The organism is Nonomuraea antimicrobica (genome assembly GCF_039536965.1).
GTDB lineage: Bacteria > Actinomycetota > Actinomycetes > Streptosporangiales > Streptosporangiaceae > Nonomuraea > Nonomuraea antimicrobica.
In genome coordinates this window covers 26,248-52,071 of the sequence record NZ_BAAAZP010000152.1, presented here as the reverse complement: position 1 = coordinate 52,071, position 25,824 = coordinate 26,248, and the positions used below count along the sequence as shown (strand labels likewise).

The 25,824-nt window shown below is 67.7% G+C and carries 27 protein-coding genes and 1 pseudogene; 16 read left to right on the top strand and 12 right to left on the bottom strand.

The window, feature by feature from the left end; all coding sequences use genetic code 11:
* Positions 1-286 precede the first annotated feature (286 nt).
* The 3 genes from ABD844_RS38185 to ABD844_RS38175 all read right to left on the bottom strand — a co-directional run bounded on the left by ABD844_RS38185 (position 287) and on the right by ABD844_RS38175 (position 3,032).
* Complete coding sequence (locus tag ABD844_RS38185; RefSeq protein WP_344889357.1) at positions 287-883, bottom strand: TetR/AcrR family transcriptional regulator; 597 nt, start codon at positions 881-883, stop codon at positions 287-289.
* An 87-nt stretch (positions 884-970) separates the two neighbouring features.
* Positions 971-1,816 (bottom strand): phage baseplate protein, encoded by an 846-nt coding sequence (locus ABD844_RS38180; protein ID WP_344889354.1) that lies wholly within the window; start codon positions 1,814-1,816, stop codon positions 971-973.
* A gap of 1,003 nt (positions 1,817-2,819) precedes the next feature.
* A complete protein-coding gene (locus ABD844_RS38175; protein ID WP_344889351.1) occupies positions 2,820-3,032 on the bottom strand; it encodes an RICIN domain-containing protein in 213 nt (70 codons plus the stop codon).
* Positions 3,033-3,802: 770 nt separating this feature from the next.
* On the opposite strand from ABD844_RS38175, the gene ABD844_RS38170 reads away from it, so the two are divergent.
* A complete protein-coding gene (locus ABD844_RS38170) occupies positions 3,803-4,141 on the top strand; it encodes a hypothetical protein (RefSeq protein ID WP_344889348.1) in 339 nt (112 codons plus the stop codon).
* A gap of 89 nt (positions 4,142-4,230) precedes the next feature.
* On the opposite strand, the gene ABD844_RS38165 is transcribed toward ABD844_RS38170, so the two are convergent.
* The gene (locus ABD844_RS38165; protein ID WP_344889345.1) at positions 4,231-4,431 is read right to left on the bottom strand and encodes a hypothetical protein; all 201 of its coding nucleotides are present in this window, start codon (positions 4,429-4,431) and stop codon (positions 4,231-4,233) included.
* A 1,027-nt stretch (positions 4,432-5,458) separates the two neighbouring features.
* Here ABD844_RS38165 and ABD844_RS38160 point away from each other — a divergent pair.
* The 7 genes from ABD844_RS38160 to ABD844_RS38130 all read left to right on the top strand — a co-directional run bounded on the left by ABD844_RS38160 (position 5,459) and on the right by ABD844_RS38130 (position 11,248).
* Positions 5,459-5,923, top strand: coding sequence for a cupin domain-containing protein (locus ABD844_RS38160; protein WP_344889342.1), 465 nt, complete (start codon positions 5,459-5,461; stop codon positions 5,921-5,923).
* A 38-nt stretch (positions 5,924-5,961) separates the two neighbouring features.
* Positions 5,962-6,282 carry a DUF3870 domain-containing protein gene (locus ABD844_RS38155; protein ID WP_344889339.1) on the top strand — a complete coding sequence of 107 codons (321 nt, stop codon included), beginning with the start codon at positions 5,962-5,964 and terminating at the stop codon, positions 6,280-6,282.
* A gap of 80 nt (positions 6,283-6,362) precedes the next feature.
* On the top strand, positions 6,363-7,082 hold the full coding sequence (locus ABD844_RS38150) for an isocitrate lyase/phosphoenolpyruvate mutase family protein (protein WP_344889336.1): 720 nt from the start codon (positions 6,363-6,365) through the stop codon (positions 7,080-7,082).
* 58 nt (positions 7,083-7,140) lie between these two features.
* Positions 7,141-8,466, top strand: coding sequence for an MFS transporter (locus ABD844_RS38145; RefSeq protein ID WP_344889333.1), 1,326 nt, complete (start codon positions 7,141-7,143; stop codon positions 8,464-8,466).
* Between the two features lie 171 nt (positions 8,467-8,637).
* Positions 8,638-9,480, top strand: coding sequence for an SDR family NAD(P)-dependent oxidoreductase (locus ABD844_RS38140; RefSeq protein WP_344889330.1), 843 nt, complete (start codon positions 8,638-8,640; stop codon positions 9,478-9,480).
* Positions 9,464-10,585 (top strand): 2-hydroxyacid dehydrogenase, encoded by a 1,122-nt coding sequence (locus tag ABD844_RS38135; protein WP_344889327.1) that lies wholly within the window; start codon positions 9,464-9,466, stop codon positions 10,583-10,585. Before ABD844_RS38140 ends, ABD844_RS38135 begins: the two co-directional genes overlap by 17 nt.
* Before the next feature lie 111 nt (positions 10,586-10,696).
* On the top strand, positions 10,697-11,248 hold the full coding sequence (locus tag ABD844_RS38130) for a hypothetical protein (protein ID WP_344889324.1): 552 nt from the start codon (positions 10,697-10,699) through the stop codon (positions 11,246-11,248).
* A gap of 336 nt (positions 11,249-11,584) precedes the next feature.
* Here ABD844_RS38130 and ABD844_RS38125 read toward each other — a convergent pair whose 3' ends face one another.
* On the bottom strand, positions 11,585-11,890 hold the full coding sequence (locus ABD844_RS38125) for an integrase core domain-containing protein (RefSeq protein WP_344889321.1): 306 nt from the start codon (positions 11,888-11,890) through the stop codon (positions 11,585-11,587).
* Between the two features lie 262 nt (positions 11,891-12,152).
* On the opposite strand from ABD844_RS38125, the gene ABD844_RS38120 reads away from it, so the two are divergent.
* The 7 genes from ABD844_RS38120 to ABD844_RS38090 all read left to right on the top strand — a co-directional run bounded on the left by ABD844_RS38120 (position 12,153) and on the right by ABD844_RS38090 (position 20,088).
* Positions 12,153-12,917 (top strand): SDR family NAD(P)-dependent oxidoreductase, encoded by a 765-nt coding sequence (locus tag ABD844_RS38120; RefSeq protein WP_344889318.1) that lies wholly within the window; start codon positions 12,153-12,155, stop codon positions 12,915-12,917.
* Positions 12,914-13,669, top strand: coding sequence for a FadR/GntR family transcriptional regulator (locus tag ABD844_RS38115; RefSeq protein ID WP_344889315.1), 756 nt, complete (start codon positions 12,914-12,916; stop codon positions 13,667-13,669). Before ABD844_RS38120 ends, ABD844_RS38115 begins: the two co-directional genes overlap by 4 nt.
* Positions 13,670-13,962: 293 nt before the next feature.
* Positions 13,963-15,147, top strand: coding sequence for a mandelate racemase/muconate lactonizing enzyme family protein (locus ABD844_RS38110; protein ID WP_344889312.1), 1,185 nt, complete (start codon positions 13,963-13,965; stop codon positions 15,145-15,147).
* Positions 15,148-15,240: 93 nt separating this feature from the next.
* Complete coding sequence (locus ABD844_RS38105; RefSeq protein ID WP_344889309.1) at positions 15,241-16,716, top strand: APC family permease; 1,476 nt, start codon at positions 15,241-15,243, stop codon at positions 16,714-16,716.
* Positions 16,713-17,612, top strand: a complete 900-nt coding sequence (locus ABD844_RS38100; RefSeq protein WP_344889306.1) for an SMP-30/gluconolactonase/LRE family protein — start codon at positions 16,713-16,715, stop codon at positions 17,610-17,612. Before ABD844_RS38105 ends, ABD844_RS38100 begins: the two co-directional genes overlap by 4 nt.
* On the top strand, positions 17,609-18,598 hold the full coding sequence (locus ABD844_RS38095) for a DUF4432 family protein (RefSeq protein ID WP_344889303.1): 990 nt from the start codon (positions 17,609-17,611) through the stop codon (positions 18,596-18,598). The genes ABD844_RS38100 and ABD844_RS38095 overlap by 4 nt, the downstream gene beginning before the upstream one ends.
* 632 nt (positions 18,599-19,230) lie before the next feature.
* The gene (locus tag ABD844_RS38090; RefSeq protein WP_344889300.1) at positions 19,231-20,088 is read left to right on the top strand and encodes a hypothetical protein; all 858 of its coding nucleotides are present in this window, start codon (positions 19,231-19,233) and stop codon (positions 20,086-20,088) included.
* Positions 20,089-20,293: 205 nt separating this feature from the next.
* Here ABD844_RS38090 and ABD844_RS53420 read toward each other — a convergent pair whose 3' ends face one another.
* From ABD844_RS53420 to ABD844_RS38085, 3 genes and pseudogenes are all read right to left on the bottom strand, one after another.
* Positions 20,294-20,677, bottom strand: a complete 384-nt coding sequence (locus ABD844_RS53420) for a transposase (protein ID WP_425568724.1) — start codon at positions 20,675-20,677, stop codon at positions 20,294-20,296.
* Positions 20,595-20,855: pseudogene (locus ABD844_RS53415) on the bottom strand (transposase); the annotation flags it as partial. The gene ABD844_RS53420 and the pseudogene ABD844_RS53415, both read right to left, overlap by 83 nt.
* A gap of 409 nt (positions 20,856-21,264) precedes the next feature.
* Positions 21,265-21,654 carry a hypothetical protein gene (locus tag ABD844_RS38085; protein ID WP_344889296.1) on the bottom strand — a complete coding sequence of 130 codons (390 nt, stop codon included), beginning with the start codon at positions 21,652-21,654 and terminating at the stop codon, positions 21,265-21,267.
* A gap of 402 nt (positions 21,655-22,056) precedes the next feature.
* Between ABD844_RS38085 and ABD844_RS38080 the strand changes: the two genes are divergently transcribed.
* Positions 22,057-22,689: an integrase core domain-containing protein gene (locus ABD844_RS38080; protein WP_344889293.1), complete on the top strand. Its 633-nt coding sequence runs from the start codon at positions 22,057-22,059 to the stop codon at positions 22,687-22,689.
* Between the two features lie 71 nt (positions 22,690-22,760).
* On the opposite strand, the gene ABD844_RS38075 is transcribed toward ABD844_RS38080, so the two are convergent.
* The 4 genes from ABD844_RS38075 to ABD844_RS38060 form a co-directional block, all read right to left on the bottom strand.
* Complete coding sequence (locus tag ABD844_RS38075) at positions 22,761-23,372, bottom strand: TetR/AcrR family transcriptional regulator (protein WP_344889290.1); 612 nt, start codon at positions 23,370-23,372, stop codon at positions 22,761-22,763.
* Between the two features lie 280 nt (positions 23,373-23,652).
* Positions 23,653-24,585 (bottom strand): LLM class flavin-dependent oxidoreductase, encoded by a 933-nt coding sequence (locus ABD844_RS38070; protein ID WP_344889288.1) that lies wholly within the window; start codon positions 24,583-24,585, stop codon positions 23,653-23,655.
* Positions 24,586-24,619: 34 nt separating this feature from the next.
* Positions 24,620-25,312, bottom strand: a complete 693-nt coding sequence (locus ABD844_RS38065; RefSeq protein ID WP_344889285.1) for an alpha/beta fold hydrolase — start codon at positions 25,310-25,312, stop codon at positions 24,620-24,622.
* On the bottom strand, positions 25,309-25,785 hold the full coding sequence (locus tag ABD844_RS38060; protein WP_344889282.1) for an ester cyclase: 477 nt from the start codon (positions 25,783-25,785) through the stop codon (positions 25,309-25,311). Before ABD844_RS38060 ends, ABD844_RS38065 begins: the two co-directional genes overlap by 4 nt.
* Between the last annotated feature and the right edge of the window lie 39 nt (positions 25,786-25,824).

Sequence of the window (25,824 nt, the reverse complement as noted above, 5' to 3'; positions counted from 1 at the left end):
CCCGACACCGCCGACACCCTCAAAGTCAAGATCGGCCCGTTCCCCGACCTCCAAGTCCCCGTCCAGTAACGGCCGGGGGTGCGGCGATTGGCACGTGCACGTCCGCTACCACGGCCAGTTCGCCTATGTCGAAGGTGAACTGGCCGATGGCCACCATCTGCCCCTCATCCGCCTTCGCTACGGCGGATCGGCCTCCATCTGGGGATTCGGGCTCTACCTCGCCAGCAGCGGCAAGTATGAGAACCAGATCCTGCCCACCGGCATGTCCGCCGGCGAGCGGGGTCGTTCAGCTCTTTCTGCCGCCGGGAGGAACTCGACCGCCGCGTGGCGGCTGTTGCGGCGGTCCGAGCCGGTCCAGGTGGTAGCGGATGGCGGCGAGGGCGTCGCCGGGGTCGCGAACGCCGAGCAGCAGGTCTCCGCCGAGGCCGTCGATCATGGCGAGTAGCGCTGTGGCGTCGTGGACGGGGTCGAGTTCGGGCCGGAGTTCCCCGTCGCGCTGTCCTTGTTCGATCAGCTCGGTCACCCGCTCGTGCAGCCACCGATCGCCTTGGCGCAGTTCCTCGATCAGCTCGGGCACGTCGACCGCCCGCGTGGCGAACGCCCGGCCCGCGCGGCGTTCGGCCCGCCGCCGGTCGTCCAGCGGGAGCATCTCGGTGGCCATCGACATCAGGAACGACCGCACCGGGGATGTTCCCCGCACCTCGCACATGCCGTGCAGGATGCGCTCGGTGACGCGCTCGCCCAGGTGTCGGACGACGTAGCGGAGCATCTCGTCCTTGCTGCGGAAGTAGTGCTGGACGGAGCCGAGTGAGCTGCCCGCCTCCGCCGCGACGTCGCGCAGCGTGGCCCGGTCGAGTCCGTCGCGGCCGGCGAGCCGCAGCACGGCCTCGGCGCGCCGGCCGGGCGCGACGGCGCGCTACCGCAGCGAAGGGCCTGGCGTAAGCCCGAACGGGCTTACGGTTCAGGCGACTTACCCGGTGAGGTCGCTCTTGTAGAAGACGGTCGCCCGGAACTGGTCAGGGCTGCCACTGATCTTGCTGGAGAAGCCGAACGCGAGGCGCGGGCCGCCCGACGATCGCCAGATCGCCATTCCCTGAGGTTCGCGACCGGGCAGCGACTCGCCCGCTCTCGTCCGGTACACCTGCTCGACCGAACCCCCGGCCTTGTTCATGTCGAGACGGACCAGGTAGGACGGCCTGGCCGGGTCGGAGGGCTTGGCGGGCGGACCGCCGTAGGAGAGGTACGCGTACTGGCCGTACGAGGTCATGCCCTGGAAGTGGTCGGAGTCGGAGAGACCGAGTTGGGCGTTGGTCGGGAGGGCGCGCTTGGCAAGGATGGGGGTGGTGTCGCTGATGCCCTTGTTGATGACGGCGGGGAGGTCGAACAGTGCGAGGCGCCACGGGCTCGTCGTCCCCATGTACCGGACGAGCAGCCGGTTGGTGTAGGGATCGATCGACGGTCTTGGACAGTCCCGGAAATCGGAGAGGCCTATCGGGAAGTTCCAGACCCCCGCGTCCTTGGCGTAGTCGAGCCGGCCCCCGTCCTTGTACTTGATGCGGCAGATCGTGTGGCTGTTCGGGGCCGTACCGGAGGACAAGCTCCTCCAGTCGCCCGCGAGCCACACATACGGAGATCCGGACGTGTGCGGCTGGATCGCCATCGACGAACCGTGGTCGAACCCGTGGAGCGCCATGGCGCCCAGCACCTTGCCGCTCAGGTCGGTCCTGGTCATCCAGAGATCGCCGTTCTTGCTCCCGACCTTGGTCTGCACGAAGTAGATGTGCCCGTGGACGTGGTCGAAGGCGAAGGACTGCATCGCCCAGTAAGGCTGGTGAAGTGTGGCCCGCACAACGGGATCGCCGCCGGCCCCCTCGAATACGAAACGCCGTGATGTCGGGACGTCCGCGGACGCCGATTCAGCCGAGAACAAGGAAAGGCCGCTGGCGGCGGCTATCCCTGTACCGGCTCGGAGGAGTACGCGACGACTTACGGCAGACGTTCCGCCGATTTGGGTATTTTTGCGCAAGTACCTCACCTTACTGGCCGTTCGGTTGGTTGGGTGGATCGCGATCAACCTAGCAATCAGACCGATGGGTGTCGAAAAGATGAACTGCGGGCGAAATATGGGCACTTCACGCGCCAGAAGCAGGTCAGCGCCCCTCCCCGGCCACCGTCCTGCGCATGCTCCGCGAACACCACCAAATGGGTGCTGTCAAGAACTGCAACGGCGAGGCGCCGGACCGAGCCTGAGCCGGGATCTCGTGCACAGCCAGCACCGCGTCCTTGACCAGCACTTCAGGGAGGTGGAGCTCAAGACCTGCGCGCCTTCCGGAGAGGCAGCCGAAGGCGGTGTGCCCAGCCCTTGTGGCCGACATTCCAGGAGGCCGGCGTCTCGGCGCCGTGCTTGCCCACAGACGTGAAGGGTGCGCGTGGACGCCAGGTTGAGCGCGGCTACCTCGTGGCACCCCTATGGGCAGATTCCGCCCGGCGACGGACACCGCGGCGGCGCGGGCACGCCCGCGCCGAGCGGCTACCGCGCCGCCCGGCACGGCGATCACCCACCACCCTTACGGGAAGTCCGGTTCCCAGCCCTTCGGTGAATGATCTGATTACCGAGAAAATTCACTCGGCCTGAGAACGGACGCAGAATCCGCGCCGACCCCGAAAGAACGCACAAGCTCTGGGTCGTACCGTGGGCGCCGGGGTGCAGATCGTCAGGTGCCACAGCAAAGGTCAGGTAATGCCGACGGTGAGTTCGTTCTCCAGGAATCGGGTCGCCTGCCATTCTCGACCCGGCCCCGATATCCGCACCGGAGAGATCAGAGGCTGATCGGCCGCCAGTCCTGCTCCCCATGGGGACCGCTACTGTACTGCCACTGGATGATCGCCGCACCGTTGCTGTAACTGTCGGCGGCAACGGACCGGTACAGTTGGCTGTTCGCATTCTGCAGCTTTATGTCGTGCGCGCCGTAAGTCCTGTACCAGCGCTGCTCCGGGCCGCCATTGCAGGGCCACTGGATGGCGCGCTCCATTGGTTGTGCTGCCGTTCTCGATGGCCAGACACTTTCCCGAGGAACCGTAAAGAGAACCGAGTCGGAATGGGGTCGCGGCGTTGACCGGTGCCGCGCCGACAAGCGACGCCACCATGGCGACCCGCAGCCTTGCCGGAAATTCCGCTCACAAGTTCGCCTTCCGAGGAATGGCCTGAATTCTTGACCAGGTTGTCGATTGTTGATGCTGTGTCCATGTCGATGGTGGCGCGAGGAGACGACGTCACCCCGACGACGGCCCAGCGCCGCCCACCCCCGGAGTCGGCGAAGGAGGGCATGAGGCAGCACGGCGACCTCTTCACCCGAGATCTCTCGCGATCAAGCAGACCAGTTCCACTGCCCCCTGTCCAATATCGGTTCGAGTCGATCATCGATAGCGAAACGGATATCACGCCTGATCATCTCGGAATGCCTGGACCACCGTGCATCCCGGAGGAGTCCCACCCCCGGACCGGCCAGGATCCAGGGCTTCGGTCGGCGGGGCCGACTTGCCAGGCGGGCAGGCTCCGACTTGGCCGACGGCCGTGACGGCGGCTCTACCGGACCACGCCCACGTACTTCCCTCTCAAGATCGAAGGGCCTCCTTTCTCGGGTATGATCGCCGACAAGCTTCTCCTCCGAGCCATTCATCTGGCATGCCTATCGCCGGATTTCTGATGCATCGGTGGTAGATCAAGCACTGTTCACGGCATTAGATGTCTGACGCTTCAAAGCGTTCTGGCGCCACGCCCTCTCATTCGGAAGGTTTTTCTATGACCATTTCAAGTTTCACTCGTTCCGCTGCGATGGCCCTCGCAGGTCTGGCCCTGGCCACGACGGTCTCTGGCTGTGGGGGTGGCGACAGCACTGCGGATAGTGCCAGTACCGGGAGCGTCGACAAGGCCGCCCTGATCACCAAGATGAAGGAGAATCCGGCCTCGAAGGAAATCCCGGATGCAGTCATCGACTGCATGGTCAGTGTCATGGTGAAGCACGGCGACCAGGCCACATTGCAAGGCATTGTGGATGGCAAGGTGAACGTCGACAACGACTTCAAGGCCTTCGGCGCGAAGGAGAAGCAGGTCGACGAAGAGATAAACAAGTGTCTCTAGCCTCGATGATTCACGGGTTTGGGTGGCCGCGCCCAGCGCGCGTTGCAGTTGCCGGCCCAGGGCCAGGTGTAGGAGATCTTGATGGTGCGTCATCGTCGGCCGCGGACCAGGCGGGCGCCGGTGTGTAGCAGCGTGTAGCGCAGGGTCGACGGTTCGGCGATGGCCGGCCTGGCCTCGCAGCACAGCAGGCGAAACCAGGTGAGCAGGTCGCAGCCGATCGCGGCGGCGATGCACCAGGAGGGCAGGCCGGCCAGGCCGGTGTTCTTGCCGCAGTGGATGAGGTGCTCCACCCGTGCATGGACGCGGTGGCGCGCCTCGCCCTGCCGCAGCGGCAGTGTGCGGGCCGGGGTGTTGGTCGCGATCGGCTGGTACGCCAGCCGATCGCTTCTCGAAGTCAGTCAATTTGGCGCCGGAGGCGGGCTTCTCCCGGCGCACCAAGAAGCGAGAACAGGTCCAATCTCAACATCGCTGAAGTATCACGGTGAATGAAGTATTAACACCCTTCAGGAGAAGATCGACGGCTTGGTGGTATTCGCGGGGCTCGCGGGCGTGGCGGCGGGCGGCGGCGGGGTCCAGCAGTTCCGAGCGAACCCTTGTGGCGTCATCCTCGATCACCCGCAACAGCAGCGTGTCCTTGCGCTTGGCGGGCAGAGCGCCGATCCAGCCGGCCAGGGCCTTTCGATCGTGCTGTACGGCCGGCCGACTTCGGCGGCGGCCGCGAGCAGGTCGTGGTCCAGGCGCAGGAAGTCGGCCAGGGCCCGTTGCGGCGCGCTGAGCGAACCCCGCCCCGACGGGACGGGGGCTCCAGTTCGTCCTCCTCCTCGTAGTCGAAGGCGTCCTCGTCACGTCCCGTACGCCGACAGCCAGGCAAGATGGGGCGGCGGACGCAGGTCTGCGAGTGCCGGAAACTACGTCCAACGATCTGACATGCGAGTTCCTGGTATCTCAGGATCATCTCTTAAGTAAGTGCTCAAGCTTGTCGGGCCGCCGGCTGCCATCATGGGCAGCGTCCCAGGTCAGGACGGCTGGACGAGATACCACACCCCACAGCAGGCGAGGGCCGGCGACCGAGGCGCCACTGAGGTTTCACCAGATGGCAGCCGAGCCGTGAGGAGCCGGACAAAGTTTGGATACAAGGCCTTGCGCCTGGTCAGGCGTTCGTTTAACCTCACACCTACCAACAGCGGACCTCGACGATGCGGCCTGACGAGCCGGATGCTCACGTCACCCACATCAAGGTCGGGCCCTCTCCCTTGGCAGGCGTCGCCGTCCGCGCCGCCGTTCGCCGCCGGGTTCCGGCGCGCCGAGGGAGTGTCCATGTCTCTTCATGTTTCCGGTGCCGCCGTGCGAGAACAACTCGCCGACATGGGCACCACATCGTTCGTCACGAAAGCGGTGTTCGGCAACGCGGCGTCGCTGATGATCGCGACCCGCCCGTCCGGCTATCACTCCAAGCCGCACACCCACGACTGCGAGCAGTTGAACTGGCTGCAGACCGGGCAGGTGTGGGTGTTCGTCGAGAACCGGGCGTTCCGCTTGGAAGCGGGTGACTTCCTGCGGATCCCCGCGGGCGTGGTGCACTGGGCCTGGAACAAATCCGAGCGGCCCTGCACGATGGTGGAGGTCCACGCGCCCGGCCTCCAGCGTGACCGGACGCTCGCCGCACACGCGGTCGGCCTGTTCGACGACGGCGAGAGGCCGCAGCCCACGGCCGAACCGACAACCACGTTCGTGGACTTCGACGCCGAGGCGGTCGAGAAGCTGACGGAGCCCGCGCCATGACGACGTCGCAGCTCACCGAGTGGTGGCACACTACCCCTATGGGTGCGCGTGCCAGCCTGATCGTCGTGGGCTACGCCAAGGTGCCGCGGACGTCCGCTGTCCACGGCGCCAGCGAATTCCTGACGGTCAGCCTGCGCATCGACCGCGAGACCGGCGCGATCATCGAGGTCGATTCGACCGCCGTCGCCGGCATGGTCCGTGATTGGGTGTCCGAGCTCCTGGTGGGCGTCGACTTCGCCGACGACATCGGCCCCGTGCTGGCCGAGATCGACGCTCACTACCTCAGCAACGCGGCCGGCTCGCTCAAGCAGGCCATCTCCGACGCATGGCGGCGCTACGCGGCCTATCGGTCGAGCTGACGACCCAGTTCAACCAGGCCCCGCTTCAACCAGCCCTCCGTTCATCCAACGGGAACCTCCCTTCTGTGAAGGAGCAGGCCATGTCGCCGTCCCGGCTTCGCGCTGCCCTGCGCAACCGCCCCCTCGTCGTGCCGGGGTGCCACGACCCGCTGAGCGCCCGGATGGCCGCCTCCGCCGGTGCCTGGGCGGTCTTCGTCTCCGGCAGCGCGGTCGGCCGCGCGTTGTTCGACGAGCCGATGATCCCGCGCTGGGGCGCGAACACCTATCTGTCCTACGTACGCCATATCTGCCAGAGTTCGCCCATCCCGGTGATTGTCGACGGCGAGGACGGCTTCGGCGACCCGATGGCGGTCTGCGCCGAACTGTCGGCCGTCGGTGCCGGGGCGGTGGTGATCGGCGACTCGCAGCCCGACGGGAGCCTGCTGCCCGTCGGCGCCTTCGCCGAGCTGATCGGCGAGATACGCGACCGCTTCGAGCTGCTGTTCGTGGCCCGGGCGGATGGTCTGGCACACGACCGCGCGGACACTGCGGAACGGCTCGGCCGCTACCACGAGGCCGGCTCAGAGCTCACCCTGGCCCTGCTGAACCCCGTCCTGCGAGCAGAGTCCGCCGACCGGCTGCTCAACACCGTCACGGAGTTGGCCTCCGCTGCCGGAGGGGCGCTGGCCGTGCATTCCAGGCTCGGTCACGAACTGCCGCCGACCAATCGACTACCGGGGGGAGTCGCCGCCGTCTTCGTGACGGCGATCTCCGTACCGCCGTCTCCGGACCATCTCAGACGGCTTCTGACTCAGCGCTGACACCCGGCTGGGCGTCAGGCGGGGCCGCACGCCCGGCCGCGCAAGAAAGGTCACCTCAATGACAACGTCACCGGTGGACATCCAGACCAGGACGCTACGCAAGGTCATGTGGCGTTTTCTGCCGCTGCTGGGACTCTGCTACTTCGCCCTCTATCTCGATCGGCTCAACGTCTCGGTCGCCGCGCTGACGATGAACGAGCAACTCGGAATCACCCCGGCCGTCTATGGGCTGATCGCCGGGATCTTCTTCTGGACCTACTCCCTGTTCGAGATCCCGAGCAACTACATCGTCTCCCGGGTCGGGGTGCGGCTGTGGGTCTCCCGCATCATCGTCAGCTGGGGCCTGGTGACGATGGCGACCGCGGCCGCCCAAGGCGAGCTCAGCCTCATGCTGCTACGCCTGCTGCTCGGCGTCGCCGAGGCCGGCTTCTCTCCGGCCATGCTGTTCTTCGTCGCGTGCTGGTTCCCGCCGGCCCAGCGCGCGATCGCCATCTCGCTGATGGTGGTCGCGGTCCCGCTGTCCGGCTTCGGCACACCGATCTCCACGCACATCATGACCGGCATGGACGGGCTGCTCGGCCTGCCCGGGTGGCGGTGGATGTTCCTCGTCACGGGATTGCCGCCGGTGATCCTGGGCTTCGTGTTCTACATGGTGATCCGCAACCGGCCCACGGATGCGAGCTTCTTGGAGCCGGACGAGCGGGCGTGGCTCACCACGGAACTGGCCAAGGAGGCCGAAGGGCTCGGCGGGCACACGGCCAACCCGTTCCGCCGCGGTGTACTGAACCCCCGCGTCGCGGTGCTGGTCGTCGTGTACATCATGTTCGCGTTCAGCCTGTTCGGATACCAGTTCTTCATCCCGCAGATCCTGCGGCAGTTCGGTATGGAGACCAACCTCATCGGCTGGGTCGCGGCCCTGCCGCCGGTCCTGGCCGTGGTGCCGATGGTGTGGTGGTCGCGGCATTCCGACCGCAGCCGGGAACGGATCCGGCACTTCGCCGCGTCCGCGGCGACGGCGAGCGTCGGATTCCTTGCCGCCGGGCTGCTGATTGACCAGCCGGTACTGGCCATCGCCGGGTTCTGCGTGGCCGGCATCGGGCTGTACTGCTGCATCCCGATTCAGCTTTCCATCCCCTCGACGTTCCTGGCGGGCTCGGCGCTTGCGGCCGGCCTGGCCACCATCAACGGCCTCGGCAACATCGGCGGCTACATCGGGCCGCAGGTCACGGGCATCATCCGCGAGGCGACCGGCGACTTCAGACTCGCCGTACTGGTGATGGGGGTCAGCATCATGGGCTCAGCCGTGCTCGCCCTCGTGCTCGATCTGCGGATACGGCGCGCCAAGGCGGCCGCCACCCGCGCGGCGGTGCTGGATGCGTCCTGAAACCGCCGCGAAGCCTCGCCATCCATCTGGAAGACCCCGCCGGCCCGGCAAGCTGCTCCTGCTCAGCCGGCCTCCGGACGAGGTGATCGCTCCGGACGCCGTCACCGATTACGCGTGTCTCGACACCGTCGTCGCCCTCTACCGTCATTGTTTCACTGGAAAGGAGACCTGATGCCGAGCAGATCGCTGGCGGGAAGAGTGGCCGTGGTCACCGGAGCTGCGAGCGGGATCGGCGCCGCGAGCGCGCGCCGCCTCGCCGCCGAAGGAGCGAGCGTCGTGGTCGTGGACGTTGACCGCGCCGGCGCGAAACGCGTGGCCGCCGAGTTGCCGGGACCCGCGCTTGCCGTGGCCGCCGACGTGTCGCGCGAGGACGAGGTGGAGGGGTACGTCGCTGCTGCCGTAGAGGCGTTCGGCGGCCTGCACCTGCACCACCTCAACGCCGGCATCGCCGGCAGCCTCGCGCCGCTCACCGAGGTGAGCAGCGAGGAGTTCGACCGGGTGATCGCGATCAACCTGCGCGGCCCGTTCCTCGGGATGCGCGCCGCATTCAGGCAGTACGAGCGGCAGGGCGGCGGCGGGGCCGTCGTCGTCACCGGATCGATCGCGGGCCTGAGGGGCAGCCACGACCTGCTGCCGTACCAGGCGTCCAAGCACGGCGTGCTCGGCCTCGTGCGCGGCGCGGCCATGTACGGCGGGCCCAAGGGGGTACGGGTCAACGCGGTCGCTCCCGGCCTGGTGCCCACCGGCCCGGCCGCCGCGTCGCCCGCCGCCGCGGCCGACATGATCCAGCGCGGGAGAACGGTGCCCCAGCGGCGGACCGGCACGCCCGACGAGGTCGCTGCGGCGGTGGCGTTCCTCCTCAGCGACGACGCCGGCTACGTCAACGGTGAGGTGCTCTCCGTCGACGGCGGGGCTGCCTGGGTGAGCATCGTCCGCGCCTCCGGTGGCGCGGGCGCGTGGGACCCCCAGGCCATCGACGGTCACCAGGGTGGAGCCAATGACGAACGTCGATAGTGGTGCGGGCCGTGGCGATGAACGTGGCGATGAACGTGGCGATGAACGTGGCGATGAACGTGGCGATGAACGTGGCGATGAACGTGGCGATGGCTGGGCGTCCGCCGGAGCCGGGCTCGGTGGGGTGGCGCCGATGAACCGGCCCAAGGTGGTGGTGACCGGCCGGCTGCCGGAGCCGGTGCTCGCCGGGCTCGCCGAGGTGGGCACACTGTGGACGCCGCCTCCCCATAGCGGGCCGCTTTCGCCCGAGGCGCTGCGGGCGGCCGTGCCGGGCGCGAGCGCTGTCGTTTCGATGCTGCACGACCAGATCGATGCGGCGGTCGCCGACGCCGCGGGGCGGGGGCTGCGTGTGGTGGCAAACGTGGCCGTCGGCTACGACAACCTCGACGTGACCGCGCTGCGTGAACGCGGCGTCGTCGCGACCAACACCCCGGGCGTGCTGACCGACGCAACCGCCGACCTGACCATGGGGCTGCTGCTGGCGGTGACCCGGCGGCTCGGCGAGGGAGAGCGGCTCATCAGGGACGGCCGCCCGTGGCGGTTCGCGCTGGAATTCATGCTCGGCTCGCAGGTGACCGGCAAGCTGCTCGGCGTGGTGGGGCTGGGCGAGATCGGCCGCGCGGTGGCCCGCCGGGCGCGCGCGTTCGGCATGCGCGTCGCCTACACCGGCCCCCGTCGTGCCGATCCGGAGGTGGAACGCGAGCTTGACGCGACCTACCTGTCTCAGGCCGACCTGCTGGCTCGCTCGGACGCGGTCACCCTGCACTGCCCGCTGACCCCGCGCACCCGCCACCTGATCGACGCCGCGGCGCTGTCCGCAATGAAGCCGACCGCATTCCTGGTCAACACGAGCCGCGGCGCGGTCGTGGACGAGGCGGCCTTGGTGGAGGCGCTCAGAAGCCACGCGATCGCGGGCGCGGGGCTGGACGTGTTTGAGGACGAGCCGCGGGTTCACCCCCGGCTGCTCGAACTTGACAACGTCGTGCTCGTGCCGCACCTGGGCTCAGCCACCACGGAGACGCGGACGGCGATGGCGCGGCTCGCCGCCGACAACGTACGTGCCGTGCTCTCGGGGGCCCCGCCTCTGACCCCGATCACCGGCTGAACTGAGGGCTGAAGGATGGGTTCTGAGGGCCGCCCACCGATCGCCGACGCTCCACCACTGCGCCTGCCGATAATTCCATCCGCCCAGCTCATGACTCTGCGAGGGCTTCGCGTGGCGTACGCGAGCTCCGGTCACCTGGCCTATCTGACCGTCACGAACGCCTTCGCCGCGCTGCGGTTGCCGCCCATGAGTGATCGGGACAAGGACGTGGAGATTCTCGTCCTGCGTCGCCAGACCGCCGTCCTCAGACGGCAACTCGGCGCTGACATCAGAGCGAGATTCGGTCCCGAGGACCGGGCCTTTCTCACCGCGCTTTCGACCTCGTTGCCGCGCGAGGTCCTGCGCCGGCTGCGGCTCCGGGTGGACTTCCCCGAGCTGCTGCCGAAGGTGTTCGACCGGACCGAGCTGTCGGCCGACTTCGCCCACGTCTCCGGCCGATTCCCCGATGGAGGACTTCGCGACCAGCTTGTGCGGACTGGTCGTGTCGGAGGCGTGCGACGTCGGCCTGGTGCCGATCGAGAGGCCCAACGTGCCCGCGCCGATCCGGGCTCGGCTGCCCGCCCGCTAAACCGCAAGGTTCGTCCCAAGTCCGTTCCGGGGTCTGAGGCGCCCGCCCCGGCCGTCGTCGTGCACCAGGCCGTCGAGCACGTCGCGGCCGGCTGACCGGATGGCCGAGTGGCGGCCCGCCGTACGGCCGCGCAGCACGGGCCCGTCCGCAGGCGCATGGCGCCTCCACGCGAGCATGTGGCCCCGGCGTCGACGGACCTCCTGATCGCGCAGCGCGCCATGACCATTCGCGGCACCGCGATCAGGTAACCAGTCCACCGCCGGCCCTCGCCTTGACCGCGTTCGAGCGTTGAGTTTCGGACGGAGGACACGGAACCCGGCTCGAAGATCAACATCGAACTGGGTTGGCCTGATCAGGCTGCCTAACGCGATGACCGTGTGCGGTGCCAAAAACGGCGAATACTGCTGCTGAGCTGAGCGTTCGCAGGGCGATCAGGCCGCTCTGCGGTACTCGCTGGTCAGCCCGCCGAGGACGTGACGGCGCTCGGTCCGGCCCACCGGCAGCGGAATCACGTCAGACCCGGTGGGCGCTCGAAGGCCGAGGGAGCGGTGTGGCCGGTGCCGCTTGTAATGATCGGCATATTCGTCCAGCACAGTACGAAGGTGCCGCTCGTCGAAGATCAGCAGCCTGTCGGTGCACTCCGCGCGTGCGGTGCGGACCCATCGCTCGGCGAACGCGTTCGCGCGAGGCGACCGCGGCGAGATCTTCAGCACGTGAATGTCGTCGCCCGCGAACACCTCATCGAAGCTGTCGGTGAACCTCGCGTCCACGGGCGAACGCGTTCGCCGAGCGGTTCGTCGGCACACTCCGGCGCGAATGTCTCGATCACCTTCTGATCGACGGCAACGCTCCCCCGCCACGCCGCCCACCCCCACCCGCGCAGGCCACCACCCAATGGCCTGCCGATTACAGCCTGCCCACACTGCTAGTCTTATGTCAGACAAGAACTCTAGCTAAGGGTGGGGAGTGCGGGTTTTGTCCACTTTGCACGGGTCAACGTTGATCATCTCAGGCGCCGCTAGCGGGATCGGGCTCGCCACCGCGCGCCTCGTGGCCGGCGCGGGGGCCACCGTCGCGATGCTGGATCGGGACGCGGCCGCCGTGAGCGAGGCCGCCGCGCGCATCGCCGGCGAGGACGGCTCCGCGCTGGCGATCCAATGTGACGTCAGCGACAGAGACCAGGTCGAGGCGGCGGTCGAGCAGGTGACAGAGCAGTTCGGGGCGCCCGACGGACTGGTGACCGCGGCCGGCATCGAGAAGGGGGCGCCGAGCCACCTGGTCTCACCCGCCGACTGGCGGCAGACCCTTGAGGTCAATCTGACAGGTACGTTCCTGCTGTGCCAGGCCGTTCTGTCCGCGCGGCTGGCGGCGGGTTCCGGCGCCACGAGCATCGTCTGCGTGTCGTCGCCCGCCGCCTTCGTCGGATTCGCGGCCGGGCAGAACGCCGCGTACTCCGCCTCGAAGGGCGGCGTGAGCGCGCTGGTCCGGACCCTCGCGGTCGAGTACGCGGCGCACGGCGTGCGGGTGAACGCCGTCGTGCCCGGGGCCACGGAGACGCCCCTGATGTGGGCGAACGTAGCCGACGAGGACGTCGAGGAGGTGCGGCGCGGCGTGGCGGAGGCCGTGCCGCTGGGCCGGCTCGCCGAGCCCGGGGAGGTCGCGGAGGCCATCTCCTGGCTCCTGGGTGACGGGTCCCGATACGTCACCGGCACCCATCTGGTGTGTGACGGAGGGCTGCTCGCCAAGGCTACGATCGCCGTATGACCGCGGGCATCGATCGGCGGAGCGCATCCGGCGCCGACACGGGACGAGACGGCATCCGGCGCATCTCCACCACGAGCGTCGCGGATCGGGTGGCGGGCGAGTTGCTGCGTCTGATCAGCACCGACCAGCTCTCGCCGGGCGACAAGCTGCCCTCCGAGCCCGATCTGGCGCGACAGCTAGGGGTGGGCCGATCGACGGTTCGCGAGGCCAAGCAGATGCTCATATCCAGGGGCTTCCTGGAGTCACGCGGCAAGGTGGGCACCTTCGTCGCCGACCAGGAGAGCCGGCGGGTGCCCCTGGAGATGCTCGACGTGCTGCTCACCATGAGGCGCGTCGAAGAGTTGCACCAGGCCCGCAACATCCTTGAGGTCGGGGCCATCCGCCTGGCCTGCGAGCTCGCCACCGAGGCCGAGCTCGCGGCCCTCGACGCGCATCTCGACAGGCTGTCCCAGGTCGACGGCGACGAGGAGTTCTGGTCGGGGACGGTCGCCTTTCACAGCGAGATCGTCCGGGCGTGCCACAACACCGCCATCATCTACATGTTCAACTCGCTGTCCGACGCCATGCGCACCGACCAACTGCCCATACACGCACGCGCGAACGTGCGGGCCGACGGGGTCGAGCGCCACCGTCGGCTGCTTCGCGCGTTGCGCACCCGCGATCCGAATGCCGCGGCCGCGGAGATGGCCGACCACCTGGCGCAGTCGCACCATCACGACCTGTCCGTGCTGGGCACGGACCGTACGGACTGACGAGACGCCGGCCCGTCGCAGGCACCCGCCGCAGCGGCGTGAGACGCGCCCTCCCCCCGGGAGGGCGCGTTTCGCTGTTTCTGGCCCGGATCTCGCCTCGGGGCCTGACCGAAATCCGCGACCGCACATCGTTGACACCCCGGAGCCGGGTCTATAGCGTTGTCCGACAAGAAGTTCTTGTCTGACAACAGACTAGAGCTGTGTGAAGGACGCTTTCACCGGAGTCTGAGCCCCGAGCCCGGTCACCGCCACGAGGCAGACCACATCTCTCGTGACCACATTTGGAGGACCTTGTGAAGATCGTCGATGTCAAGTGCCACGTGCTGCTCGACCCCGACTACAACATCGGCGCCACCAGCTCGGCACAGGACGACATCGTGGTCGAGATCATCACCGACGAGGGCTTGATCGGAATCGGTGAGAGCGACGTCAACCCCTGGATCGCGCGGGCCTGCATCGAGGCTCCAGGAACGCACACGATGGGCCGCGGGATCACCGAACTGCTCATCGGACGCGACCCGCTCGACGTGGAGGCCATCTGGGAGGAGCTCTACGTCGGCACCGCGATGAACGGCCGGCGCGGCGCGGTGATCCACGCCATCGGGGCCGTCGACATGGCTCTGCACGACCTGCGCGGCAAGGCCCTCGGCAAGCCGTGCCACCAACTCCTCGGCGGAGCGGTACGGGACCGCGTCACGCCTTACGCCTCCCTGCAGCCCGACCAGTCGAGCTTCGACAGTTACAAAGCCTCGCTCGTCGAGTGGGCGCTGAAGGCGCAGGGGCTCGGCTTCGTCGCCGCCAAGTTGGAGGTCACGCTGGCGGGTGCGTACGCTCATCTGGGGCTTAACGCTGAGGTCGAGCGGATGGCCGAGGTGATCGAGGCGGTGCGCGGCGCGGTCGGGCCGGACATGACGCTCATGGTCGACGCACAATACTCGTTCACCGACGCCGACTCCTGCCTGGCCGCGATCCGCGAATGGGAGCCGTACGACGTCTACTTCCTGGAGACGCCGCTGCCGTCCGACGACGTCGAGGGCTACGCGCGGCTGGTCGCCGAGCAGCCCATCCCGATCGCCCAGGGCGAATGGCTGGCCACCCGGTTCGAGTTCGAGGAACTGCTCCGCCGCGGGGCGGTTAGCGTGGTCCAGCCCGACATCGGCAGGGTGGGCGGCCTCACCGAGGCCAGCCGGGTCGTGCGCGCGGCGACGGACGCCAACGTCCCGGTCGTGCCGCACATCTGGAAGACGGGGATCTCCATCGCGGCGGGCATCCACCTCGCGGCGACGACCGAGTCGATTCCCTTCCTGGAGTTCCTGCCCAGGGACCTGTCGTCGTCGAATCTGCGCCGCTCGCTGATCGTCGACGACTTCACGATGGACGAAGGCCGGCTCGTCGTGCCCAGCACCCCCGGTCTCGGCATCGAACTGGATCGTGACGCCCTGGAGCGATTCGCGACCGTGGTGCCGAATTCCGCGTGATCGTGCGGCCATGGCACCACTGGCACCCAGAGGAATCTACGGAAACGCCATCCCGACGTTAGGCAGCACGAAGAGGCCCGCGGAGGTCTGATCATGACAAAGGACGCACTCACCGATACGACGCAGCACACTCTCGACGCCAGTGCCGTTTCGCTGCCCGGGGTACTGATGCAGGCGATCACCCACATCGCTCCAGCCGTTGGACTGATCTTCACGGTCCAGGCGATCTCTGGGGTCGCGGGCATCGCCAGCCCCTTCGCGCTGGCCTTCGCCTGTCTGGCGATGGCGACCGTCTCCGTGTCGGTCATCCAGCTCTCCAAGAAGATCTCGTCGGCCGGCGGCTACTTCACGTGGGTCGGCTCGACCATCGGCCCCCGTGCGGGATTCTTCGTCGCCTGGATCTTCCTGCTCTTCGAACCCATCGGGGCCGGCATCAACCTCGCCTTCCTCGGCGGGATCCTGGAGTCGACGCTCAAGGCGGAGTTCGGATTCCGGTTCGCCTGGTGGATACCGGTCCTCATCGGCATCGTCCTGCTGACGGTGGTGTCCTACTACGGGCTGAAGCTGTCCATCCAGGTCGTCGTCCTGCTGGGTGCCTTCGAGATCATCGTCTGCGTCGCGCTGGCGCTGACCGGCCTCCTCCAACCCGGGCCCGGCGGCGTCAACCTCATCCCCTTCGACCCGTCGAACGCGTCCAGCTTCAACGGCCTCTTCCTCGGCATCGTGTTCTCGATCTTCGCGTTCGCCGGGTTCGAGCAGGTCGCCCCGCTGGCGGAGGAGAGCCGCGACCCGGCGAGGACCCTGCCTCGGGCAGTGGTGCTGTCACTGCTCATCTCCGGCGTGTTCTTCCTGTTCACCTCGTGGGGCATCATCATCGGCTGGGGCACCGACGACCTGTCCGGCTTCGTGTCGGACGGCTCGCCGGTGCTGACCCTGGCACACCGGCTGTGGGGTGTCGGGTGGATCCTCCTCCTGATCACGTTGATCAACTCCGCGGTAGGGGTCGGCATCGCCGTGCAGAACGCCTCGACACGGGTCATCTACGGCATGGCTCGGGCCGGCGCGCTGCCGGCGCCGCTGGCGAAGATCCACCCGGTACGCCGTACACCGGTGAACGCGGTCTGGACACAATCGGTCGTCACGGCGGTTGTCGCGCTGGGCGGCGGCGCGCTCTTCGGCCCGGTCGGTGTGCTGTCGTTCGCGGCCATCATCATCACCCTGCTGGTCATCGTCGTCTACTCGGCCGGCAACCTCGCGATGTGGCGGCTCTACTCACGCAGGTACCCGCAGGAGTACAACCGGCTGACTCACCTCGCCATCCCGATCTTCTCCACGATCGTCCTGCTCTACGTCGGGTACAAGACGGTGAGCCCGCTGCCCGAGGGGATCAACGGATGGGCGCCGGTCGTGGCGGTGGCCTGGTTCGTGGCGGGACTGCTCGTCGTGGCAGTGCTGTCGCGCACCGGACGTGGCGACTGGATGGCCCGCATCGGCCGCGCGATCGCGGCCGACGACGGGTCGCAGGCAGAGCGGGCCGGCACTCTCTCAGACAAGGCGGTAGGCCGATGACTCGCGAGTTCGGCGGGGACCTGGTGCCCGCGCCCCGTTCGTACGGCATGGTCGACCTCGTCCTGGCGGCGCGCGCCGAACTCGCCGAGGGGCCCTGCTGGCTGGACGGCGAACTGCTCTGGGTCGACACACCACGAGGCGAGGTGCACTGGACGGACATCCGGCGAGGCCGTGACGTCGTGGCCCGCTTCGGCCGGCACCTCGGCGTGGTCGTCCCTGCGGACGACGGTACGTACCTCGCCGCGACGGACGAGGGTTTCGCCGTCATCGACGGCGACCGCCTCGACGTCCACGACCCCGTCGCCGCCGGCCCGGGCCTGCTGATGAACGACGGCAAGTGCGACGCCGCCGGCCGGTTCTGGGCGAGCGTGAACGGGAGCGAGGAGGAGCCCGGACGTGGCACCTTGCGCGTCTGGGCGCCGGGACGGCCGAGTCGCCTGGTCGACGAGGGGTTCACCCTGCTCAATGGCATCGGCTGGAGCCCCGACGACACGATCATGTACGTCGTCGACAGCGTGGCCCGGCGGTTGTACGCCTACGAGTACGACCTTGAGACGGGCGACGCGGGCATGCGTGAGACGCTGCGCCACTTCGACGACATTCCCGGCCTGCCCGATGGCTTGGCCGTCGACGCCGAAGGCTGCCTCTGGGTGGCGTTCTACGCCGGGTCGTGCCTGCTGCGACTGGCGCCATCCGGACGCACGATCGCGCGGATCGGGATGCCGGTGTCCCGCCCGACGAGTTGCGCGTTCGGCGACGGCACCGATCTCTACGTCACCTCGGCCAGGGAAGGACTGTCAGCGGACCAGCTCCACAGCGAGCCGCTGGCCGGCAGCCTGTGGCGAATCGACGCCGGTGTCGCCGGAGCGCCGGTCGCCGCCGCCGCCCCGCGATGAGCGTCACCACCCGCCTGGGGTGGGACATCGTGACCCTGCGCTCGGCGTACGCGGAGGTCGAGGTGCTGCCGGGCAAGGGCGGGGACATCCTGTCAGTTCGGCGCCCTTCGGACGGCGTCAACCTACTGTGGTCGACGCCGTGGGGACTGCGACCACGTGGCGCCCTCAGCGCGGCGACGGACAGCGAGGGCCGCCTCATGGAGGCGTACCCGGGCGGATGGCAGACCGTGTTCCCCAACGGGGGCAACGCCGCCTCCGCCCAGGGCACCACCTGGGGGATGCACGGTGAAGCCTGGCTCGCGCCATTCGACTGGCACCTCGACGCGTCCGCCACCACCATCGAGATGACCGCCGAACTGGTTCACAGCCCGTTCCGGATCCTGAAGCGGATCACCGTCGACGGCCCTCGCGTGGCCGTCACCGAAACGATCACCCACCGCGGCGGGCACTCCGTCGACGTCATGTGGAGTCACCACCCCGCCTTCGGCCCGCCCTTCCTGTCCGCCGACTGCGTGATCGACAGCACGGCCACGCATCTCACCGTCGACGCCGTACCGCCCGGCGGCCCGACCGACGTGCAACCCGGCGCGACCGGCACATGGCCACACGTCGCAAGCCGACCGGGCGGCGAACCGGCCGACCTCCGGCGGGTACCGCACCCGCGCGCCGGGGTCAGCCGCATGGCCTACCTCTCCGGCTTCCCCACCGGACTGGTCACGCTCCGCAACACGCGACTCGACCTGGGCGCGCGACTCGAATGGAACGCCACCCTCATGCCCTACGCCTGGTATTGGCTGGAAGCGGCGGGAACACCCGGATTCCCGTGGTACCAGGGCGTCTACGTCCTCGGTATCGAACCGGCGACCAGCATCCCGGGTCTCGGGATCGAACAGGCACAGGCCGCCGGAACAACCATCTCCTTCACCCCCGGCACGACCAGAACCGCCGAAATCGCGCTGACCCTGACGGACGGGGCGGGCAGGTGAGCAACCCGGCGTTGGCAGGCCGCGTCAACCCGTACGGGACCGGGCTGGTCACGCCGCGGCCGCCGCGCGCTGCCACCTCTCTGACATCGCTGCGGTCGGACAGCAGCTCGACGATCCAACCGGCGCGCAGCCTCCATGCCGACAACGCGGGCAGGCCCCGGTCGGTTGGTGATAGGCGCACCAGGAGTTGATGGGGTTCTTGGCCTGGGCGGTGGTGCGGCGCGGCCGGAACTGATACCGCGAGATGGACAGGCCCTCGGCCTGGGCGACTACGAGGCCGTGGTTACGCCGGATTCCAGCGCCATGTCACTCTTGTCTCGACAGCCCACCTGTTTGTTCTGCCTGGAACAGCGCCTCAGCCCAAAAGGAATGCACACGGCCTGAACCTGTACCAGGTCGTGTCCCGTCTCCAGACCACGCTGATCGCCGTGCTGTGGCGATGCCCCGCCTGCCTGTCGGGCTCGATAATTGGATTCGGTGCCCGACCTGTGGCTTCTTGACAGTGTCAACTGGCGATCCGGTACTCGTTGATGAGGCCGCCAAGGATGGTCCGGCGGTGGACTCGGTGTGCGGCGAGGGCCGTTCTTGATGCTGCTGTGTCGCCGGCAGCGCCGATGGCTATTGTCGCGATCATGAACAATGAGAAGATTGACCACCTGTGGCAGACTTTTTTGGCCAACCGCGACCCGCGCATCATCGAGCGGCTGATGCAGCACAGCGTGACCCTGCTCGAACCGGAGTCGAGTGAGGCAGCCGAACTGCGAGGACTCTTGCTGCTGGGCGGTGACGGTGACGTCCCGTTCGCCGAGGACTCCCCATGGGGTGTGCCGACCGGTGCGGGCCTCGTCAATGCCCTGGAGCATGTCTGGGCACCCGTCGCCGGATGCTCCCCGCGCTTCCTGGCGGCGCTGCGCGCGGAGGTGCTCGGGCTGGCGCTGGTCGCATTAGAGGGCGAGTATCTGCTCGGGTATCTGCACGTCCACGGAGGCCTCTCGGATCTCTCGGGGGAGCCACCGCGTGACCTGGCGGACGTGCCGCCGGACTACCCAGATGTGCTGTGGGCGACGGCCCCGACCCGCCTCAACCCGACGGACGTCGTCCCCACGCTTGCCGAACCGCTCCCCGCGCCCGTCCGTGACCTCACGGCAGTCCACGCCTCCCTCGCATCCTCCGACATCGATCTGCGCCTCGACCGCTTCACCACCACGCTCGGCGCCTCAATCCGCGCGAACTACGCGGGCGAGGATCCTGCCGACTACGACGAGACCGATGATTTCGTCCGCGCGGTGAACGGTGAGTTTGACCGTCGCATACTCTTCTGCACCTGTCGCTCCGCTGCCGAGGCCTACTTCTTGGACATGGCCGACCGCGATCCAGACGACATCCCCCGAGTCGCGCTCTCGGGCGTCGACGGCACATCCGAGCAGCCGGGCACACCATTCTGGGAGTGGGTCGACGAGGCGCTTCCGTCCCTGCTCTTCTGCCGTTGAAGATGGCGATCACGACCCGTCCGTTGAACCCCGTAGTCAGTCCTCAGGGCGAAGGGCTACAGAAGGACTACGTACGGGGCGGCTACAGCCAGACGCCCCCGCATCCGTGTAGCCCGCGTGTGTGCATGCACGATCCGCACGCTTGTGCGCGCCCCCGTCGCCGTGGCCGCCGCCCGCACCCGATACATGTCTCCGGAGCGATACCCTAGGACAAGGCCCCGAAAGGGCATAACGGTCCGGGGAACATCCGACCTGACGCCGCAGCACTGCCACTTCGTGACACAACACCATGATCTCCGTGTCCTTCGACGCTTGACCACGGCCCAGCACCATCAGCCAGCCGAACACCCGGAGCGCGATCAGCTAGAGCAGGCGGACAAGCACAAGACGCGATCTTTCCTGCTGGGACGAACCCCGTCAGACCGCAGGTCAGAGCCGTCGTGGCTGTATTTTGACGCGGTACAGGTGCGGACGGAACGGCGGAGCAGGCAGCTGAGCTGGTCGAAGATGCCGTCTTTTGCCAATGGGCGAAGTAGGCGTAGGTGGTCTGCCAGGGCGGGTAGCCGTGGGGCAGGTAGCGCCAGGGGATGCCCGGTGCGGTTGACGTAGAGGACGGCGTCCAAGATGGTGCGCAGGTCGTGCTCGGGTGGCCGGCCGACGTCGAGGGCGCCTGCGCGGCGTTCGGCGCGCCAGGCGATCAGGTCTGGCTCGACGAGGGCCCATCGGGCGTCGGACAGGTCGCTGGGATACGGTCGCGATTGCGGCATTTTTTCGGGGTGCTGCCGGATGAAGCGGCTGGCCAGACGGCCGTTCGACCGTCGATCAAACGCGGGCGAAGCGCCGCCTTTTGGGATGAGGCAGGATCTTTCAGGGCCAGATGGGCGTGATGCGCTGGCTTGAATCGCCTATGCAGTACCGAAACGGGTTGAAGCGTGCGCCCATCCGACGACCGACCTGCGGAACAAACGCTGCTATATGCCATTAGTAGGGCCTAACCATCCACTTAGGCGACCCCGCCGATGCGATCCTGCGCGAGCTCCGACCGGTCGGCACGCTGGAGCAGGCCCGCGCCGCCCCTCGCCACGCTCATCCGCAGGAAGCTGGGGCCATGATTGAGTTGGCTGTCCCATAGGTGCACTGATGCAGATGGCCGAATTGTTGGGGCTTTGGATCGTCTCAGTGAGTGGCGATGAGTTTCTTTAGCTGCGGGCCGCTCTGCGGAATAAGATGAGGATAATCTTGAATGAGCAGCTTTGCCACGAGATCGTCGACACTTTCCCTGAGGAGGCCGCTGTTCATACTGAGAAGCTCTTCGCAGATGTTGAGGAAGGACTTGATCACGTCCTTGTCGTCGTCCTCCTCCACGGCCGGCATAAACACTTCGGCAACGACCTCGAGCAGATATTCGAACATGCTGATGTAGGTTTCGCCGTCTTGCTCGGCCTCCGCGTCGAGCGCCTGAATGAATCGTCGCGCAGAGGGCATCTTCCAAAGGATCTCCCGAGTTCGCCGGATCTGTTCTTCCAGGCTCACAAACTCGTCGCGATCAAAGTCATTCATGGTCATCCCCGAGGGAATATTCGCCGAATACCGAAGTGATAGGTCAAGGAGACTTCAGGTCGATGCAGGCCCGTTTGATTGGAAGAATAGTTATATTATTGTCAACTCGGGCCGCCCGAACTCTTCGTCAAATAATCGTCTACACATTGAGGATCAGCAGCGCAGGCCGCACCGGTGAAAACGAAGAGCAGATCGCCCAGGGCACCTATCTTATTGCTTAGCCCGATCATACCGCGCAGGAACCCCGTCGGCTTCCGACCCTGTGGGGCTCAATAACTCAAATCACTGCCACCCCTGCCGGCCGATCGCCTGTGGTTGGCGGCGCTCTCGCACCTGATACCCCGCTACCGTTGGGCGGAAATCTTCCCGATCAGACCGGACACGTTGCTGGCCTGGCACCGCAAACTCGTGGCGAACACGGGATCGACCCCGCCCCGCGCCGGGCCAACCAGGAAACAGTTCCTGACCGCCCAGGCCGAGCACATCGTCGCCGTCGACTTCCTACACGTGGACACCATCAACCTCACCCGCCTGTACGCCCTGATCATGCTCGAACACGGCAGCCGCCGTCCCCACCTGCTCGGCGTCACCGCCAACCCCGCCGGCCCGTGGACCACCCAAGCCGCCCGCAACTTGCTGATGCACACCGACGCCGACATGACGAACCTCAAGTTCCTGATCCGCGACCGCGGCGGCCAGTTCACCGAAGCCTTCGACGCGGTCCTCACGGACGCAGGCCTACGCGTCCTCAAGAGCCCACCGCAGGCTCCGAAGACGAACGCGCACTGCGAAAGGATCATCGGCACCCTACGCCACGAACTCCTGGACAGCATGCTCATCCTCAACGAGCACCATCTACGCCGAACGCTCATCCGCTACCTGGAGCACTACAACACGGCCCGACCTCACCGCGGCATCGGACAGTTGTCCCCAGCACAAGCCGAAGCACGACCGCCCACTCCCATCGACTTGGCCGATCAACGAGTCCACCGCACAGCCATCCTCGGCGGCCTCATCAACGAGTACCGGATCGCCAGCTAATCAAATGACCGGCCGACACCACCCGAGAACCGGCAGGTCAGACACCGCATCCTACTTATGAGCCCCACAGGTCAAGAAGAGCGATGATCACGCGGGGACGTGACCTGGCTCCTGTGTGCGCAGCCTGGTTCTGCGCGGCCTGCGATGCCGGTGAGCAGCAGGTCGAGTTGGGTCAGCGTGTCCTTCAGCGCGGCGCGTTGGTCGGTCGTGCGGGCGATGACCAGGGCGGTCTCGCAGATTCCCCCGTACAGCAGCGAGGTGAGTGGATCCAGGGGGCGCTCGGGGATGCATCCCGCTTCGACGGCGATGGTGAGTCCGCGCCGCAGTTGCTCCTTGCATCCGGCCTGGATATCGCGCATGGCGGTCCAGCCGAGCGCCGCCGGTGCCTCGACCAGGGTGATCTGGCGTACAGCGGGTTCGAGGGAGGCCTCCAGCAAAGCCTGGCAGCCTGCGGTTATCCCATCCCAAGGGTCCTGCTCGGCCCGGAACGCGCGCCGGACGATTGCGGAGAGTTCCTCCTGGTTGGCCGCGTAGACTTCGCGGAAGATGTGTTCCTTGTTTCTGAAGTGGTGGTAGAACGCTCCCCGCGTGACGCCGGCACGGCGGCAGATCGCGTCCAGCGTGACGGCGGAGAATCCGTCGCTCACGAAGAGCGCACGCGCCGCTGTGACCAGGGAGCTCATGGTCGCCCTTGTGCGTTCCTCCTGGGTTCGCCGCACATCCGCGTTCTGTGCCACACGCTCATCCTCTCTCGCCCTGCCCCGAGGATAGGAGAAATACGTGCTGCATGTATCCCGGGGCCATCTGGCGGCTCTCCCTTCGAGTACGCCAGTTGGAACGGGCAGCGCGGCCTTCGTGAAGCTGCCGAACGCCTGCGGCCGAGACGCAGCCGCTACCGGCTCGGTCGGGGGGTAATAGGGCACGGCCGACAGCGCGGTAGCGGCTCCGGGATCCGGATGTCCCTCATCTGTGCAGTCGGGGCAGGACGCTCGCAGCGAACCCCTCCAGGGCCGCGAGGTGGTCGTCGGCGGCCAGGCGGATGACGATGTGCCTGGCTCCTGCCTCGATGTAGGAGTTCAGCCATACGGCGGCGTCCGAGGGCGGGCCGGCGAACATGGCCTGGATCTTCTCGATGACCTCCAGCGGGGCGTTGTAGTAGGGCTCGATGCTCCTTCGCTGGAGTTCACGCGCACGCTGGGGGTCCTCGTCCAGGGTGAGCGTCGCATACAGGGCGGAGGTGACCGGACGGGTCGCCGTCTGGTGGATGGTCGCTCGATCGCGGGCGTAGTCCTCGACGGCGGGCGGGTAGGGCAGCCAGCCGTCGCCCAGGCGCGCCACTCGCCTCAGCGCCGGTTCGCCGCTTCCCGCCAGCCAGATCGGCGGACCTGTGGGGCCGGCCGGCGCGGGCGCCAAGGTGACGTCGCGGAAATCGAAGTGCCGGCCGGCGAACGAGACGTCCTTGCCGCTCCACAGCCGCCGCATCGCCTCGATGGACTCCTCGAGGCGGCTGACGCGGCTCCGGAAGGGTACGCCGATCGCATCGAATTGCCGTTGCGTGCCGGCGGTGGGGAAGCCGGCGCCCATGCCGACGATCAGGCGCCCATCGGTGAGCCTGTCCAGGGTGGCGAGCTGGTGTGCCATCAGAATGGGGTGCCGGAGCGCGGGCAGCAGCACCGCGGTGCCGAGCGTGACCCGGCGCGTGGCGACGGCCACCGCGGCCAGCAGGACCAGGGGATCGGCACGCGGTCGAGCCAGAGGGCTGTCCCCAGCCCAGACGGAGCCGAACTCGAGGGCCTCGGCGCGCTGGGCGATCGTGATCAGCCGCGTCAGCTCGTCGCCGCCGCGTACGGCCTGATCACGGGTCGGCAGCAGGTAGCCGATCTTCACTTCGGCCATGCGGCCACCTCTCTTCTTGGGGTACGACGTCGGCTCAGGACGGGTACACGTCCCGCATCAGGATGTCGGCCAGCGGGCCGGGCGCGGTGACCATGGCGTCGTGGCCTGCGTCCAGGACTGCGGTCGACCAGCCGTGTTCCTCGGCGAGTCGCGGGAAGGGCATGGGGCCGCCGGGGGTGCACAGCACCGCGCGGCAGTCGATCGCGTCGACGGCGCCGGTCAGCCGGGTCGGCTCGGAGAAGGTCCGCCGGGGCTGGGCGGTCAGTTTCGGTTCCAGCCACGCGACCTGGTCGGGGTCGGTCACGCCGACGGCGGCGGCCGGGGAGGGCGGGATCAGGCCGTCCACGGTCACGGACTCGATCCAGTCGAAGAAGAATGCGGGGGCCAGATCGTCCAGCGACTGCCCGTCCCGGCCGGCCCAGGCGTCGACCATGACGAGCCGGGAGACGCGTTCTGGCACGCGGTCGGCAGCCTCGCGCACGACGAGCCCGGCATAGCTGTGCCCAACCAGAACGACGTCCCGAAGGTCCTCGTACGTCAGCACACCGAGCAGGTCGTCCACGTGGGTGCGCAGCCCGATCTCGCGGTTTGCCAGGTGGGCTCGTTCGCCGAGGCCGGTCAGCGTTGGGGTGTGCACCTCATGTCCGGCCTGCCGGAGCCGGGAGGCCACGTGTCGCCAGCACCAGCCGCCGTGCCACGCGCCGTGCACCAGCACGTAGGTGGTCATCGCAGGGCCGCCTTCGCACGCTCGCGCCAGGCCGTGAACTTCGCCCCTGCGGCGTCGGTGGACAGGCCGAGTTGCTCGCACATCTGATGAAAGTCGAAAAGGAACCGCTCGCGGACGATCAGCCCGTCCCGCACCCTCCAGTGACGAGCGAACGGCAGAGCGTAGCTCCTGCCCGTGGACTCGATCCCGGCCAGGCTCTCCACCATGGTGGCCCGGATCGTCCCGCCGCCGACGACCGAGTCACCTGCCTCGATCAGGTATTCCAACTCGACCTCATAGTCGGGAAAGGCACGCAGGAACGCGGTGTTCTGCCGGGCGACCTCGTCGATGCCGGTCGCCACCACCTGGAAGGCGATGGTCTCGAAGACCATCTCCGGGTGGCAGAGCCGCAGCACCGCCGGCATATCGGCGCGGCTCTTCGCCTGCGCATAACCCCGGACGACGTCGGCCGGGGCGGTACAGCTCTCGGACAATTCTTCGCTCCCTGTCTACTTTGAGTCCCTCTGGGCCGA

Coding starts and splice junctions, on each gene's coding strand:
- ABD844_RS38180 (WP_344889354.1), bottom strand. CDS start 1,816: ATGCAGTCCTTCGCCTTCGACCACGTCCACGGGCACATCTACTTCGTG.
- ABD844_RS38175 (WP_344889351.1), bottom strand. CDS start 3,032: ATGGAGCGCGCCATCCAGTGGCCCTGCAATGGCGGCCCGGAGCAGCGC.
- ABD844_RS38170 (WP_344889348.1), top strand. CDS start 3,803: ATGACCATTTCAAGTTTCACTCGTTCCGCTGCGATGGCCCTCGCAGGT.
- ABD844_RS38160 (WP_344889342.1), top strand. CDS start 5,459: ATGTCTCTTCATGTTTCCGGTGCCGCCGTGCGAGAACAACTCGCCGAC.
- ABD844_RS38155 (WP_344889339.1), top strand. CDS start 5,962: ATGGGTGCGCGTGCCAGCCTGATCGTCGTGGGCTACGCCAAGGTGCCG.
- ABD844_RS38150 (WP_344889336.1), top strand. CDS start 6,363: ATGTCGCCGTCCCGGCTTCGCGCTGCCCTGCGCAACCGCCCCCTCGTC.
- ABD844_RS38145 (WP_344889333.1), top strand. CDS start 7,141: ATGACAACGTCACCGGTGGACATCCAGACCAGGACGCTACGCAAGGTC.
- ABD844_RS38140 (WP_344889330.1), top strand. CDS start 8,638: ATGCCGAGCAGATCGCTGGCGGGAAGAGTGGCCGTGGTCACCGGAGCT.
- ABD844_RS38135 (WP_344889327.1), top strand. CDS start 9,464: ATGACGAACGTCGATAGTGGTGCGGGCCGTGGCGATGAACGTGGCGAT.
- ABD844_RS38115 (WP_344889315.1), top strand. CDS start 12,914: ATGACCGCGGGCATCGATCGGCGGAGCGCATCCGGCGCCGACACGGGA.
- ABD844_RS38105 (WP_344889309.1), top strand. CDS start 15,241: ATGACAAAGGACGCACTCACCGATACGACGCAGCACACTCTCGACGCC.
- ABD844_RS38100 (WP_344889306.1), top strand. CDS start 16,713: ATGACTCGCGAGTTCGGCGGGGACCTGGTGCCCGCGCCCCGTTCGTAC.
- ABD844_RS38095 (WP_344889303.1), top strand. CDS start 17,609: ATGAGCGTCACCACCCGCCTGGGGTGGGACATCGTGACCCTGCGCTCG.
- ABD844_RS38090 (WP_344889300.1), top strand. CDS start 19,231: ATGAACAATGAGAAGATTGACCACCTGTGGCAGACTTTTTTGGCCAAC.
- ABD844_RS38085 (WP_344889296.1), bottom strand. CDS start 21,654: ATGACCATGAATGACTTTGATCGCGACGAGTTTGTGAGCCTGGAAGAA.
- ABD844_RS38075 (WP_344889290.1), bottom strand. CDS start 23,372: ATGAGCTCCCTGGTCACAGCGGCGCGTGCGCTCTTCGTGAGCGACGGA.
- ABD844_RS38070 (WP_344889288.1), bottom strand. CDS start 24,585: ATGGCCGAAGTGAAGATCGGCTACCTGCTGCCGACCCGTGATCAGGCC.
- ABD844_RS38065 (WP_344889285.1), bottom strand. CDS start 25,312: ATGACCACCTACGTGCTGGTGCACGGCGCGTGGCACGGCGGCTGGTGC.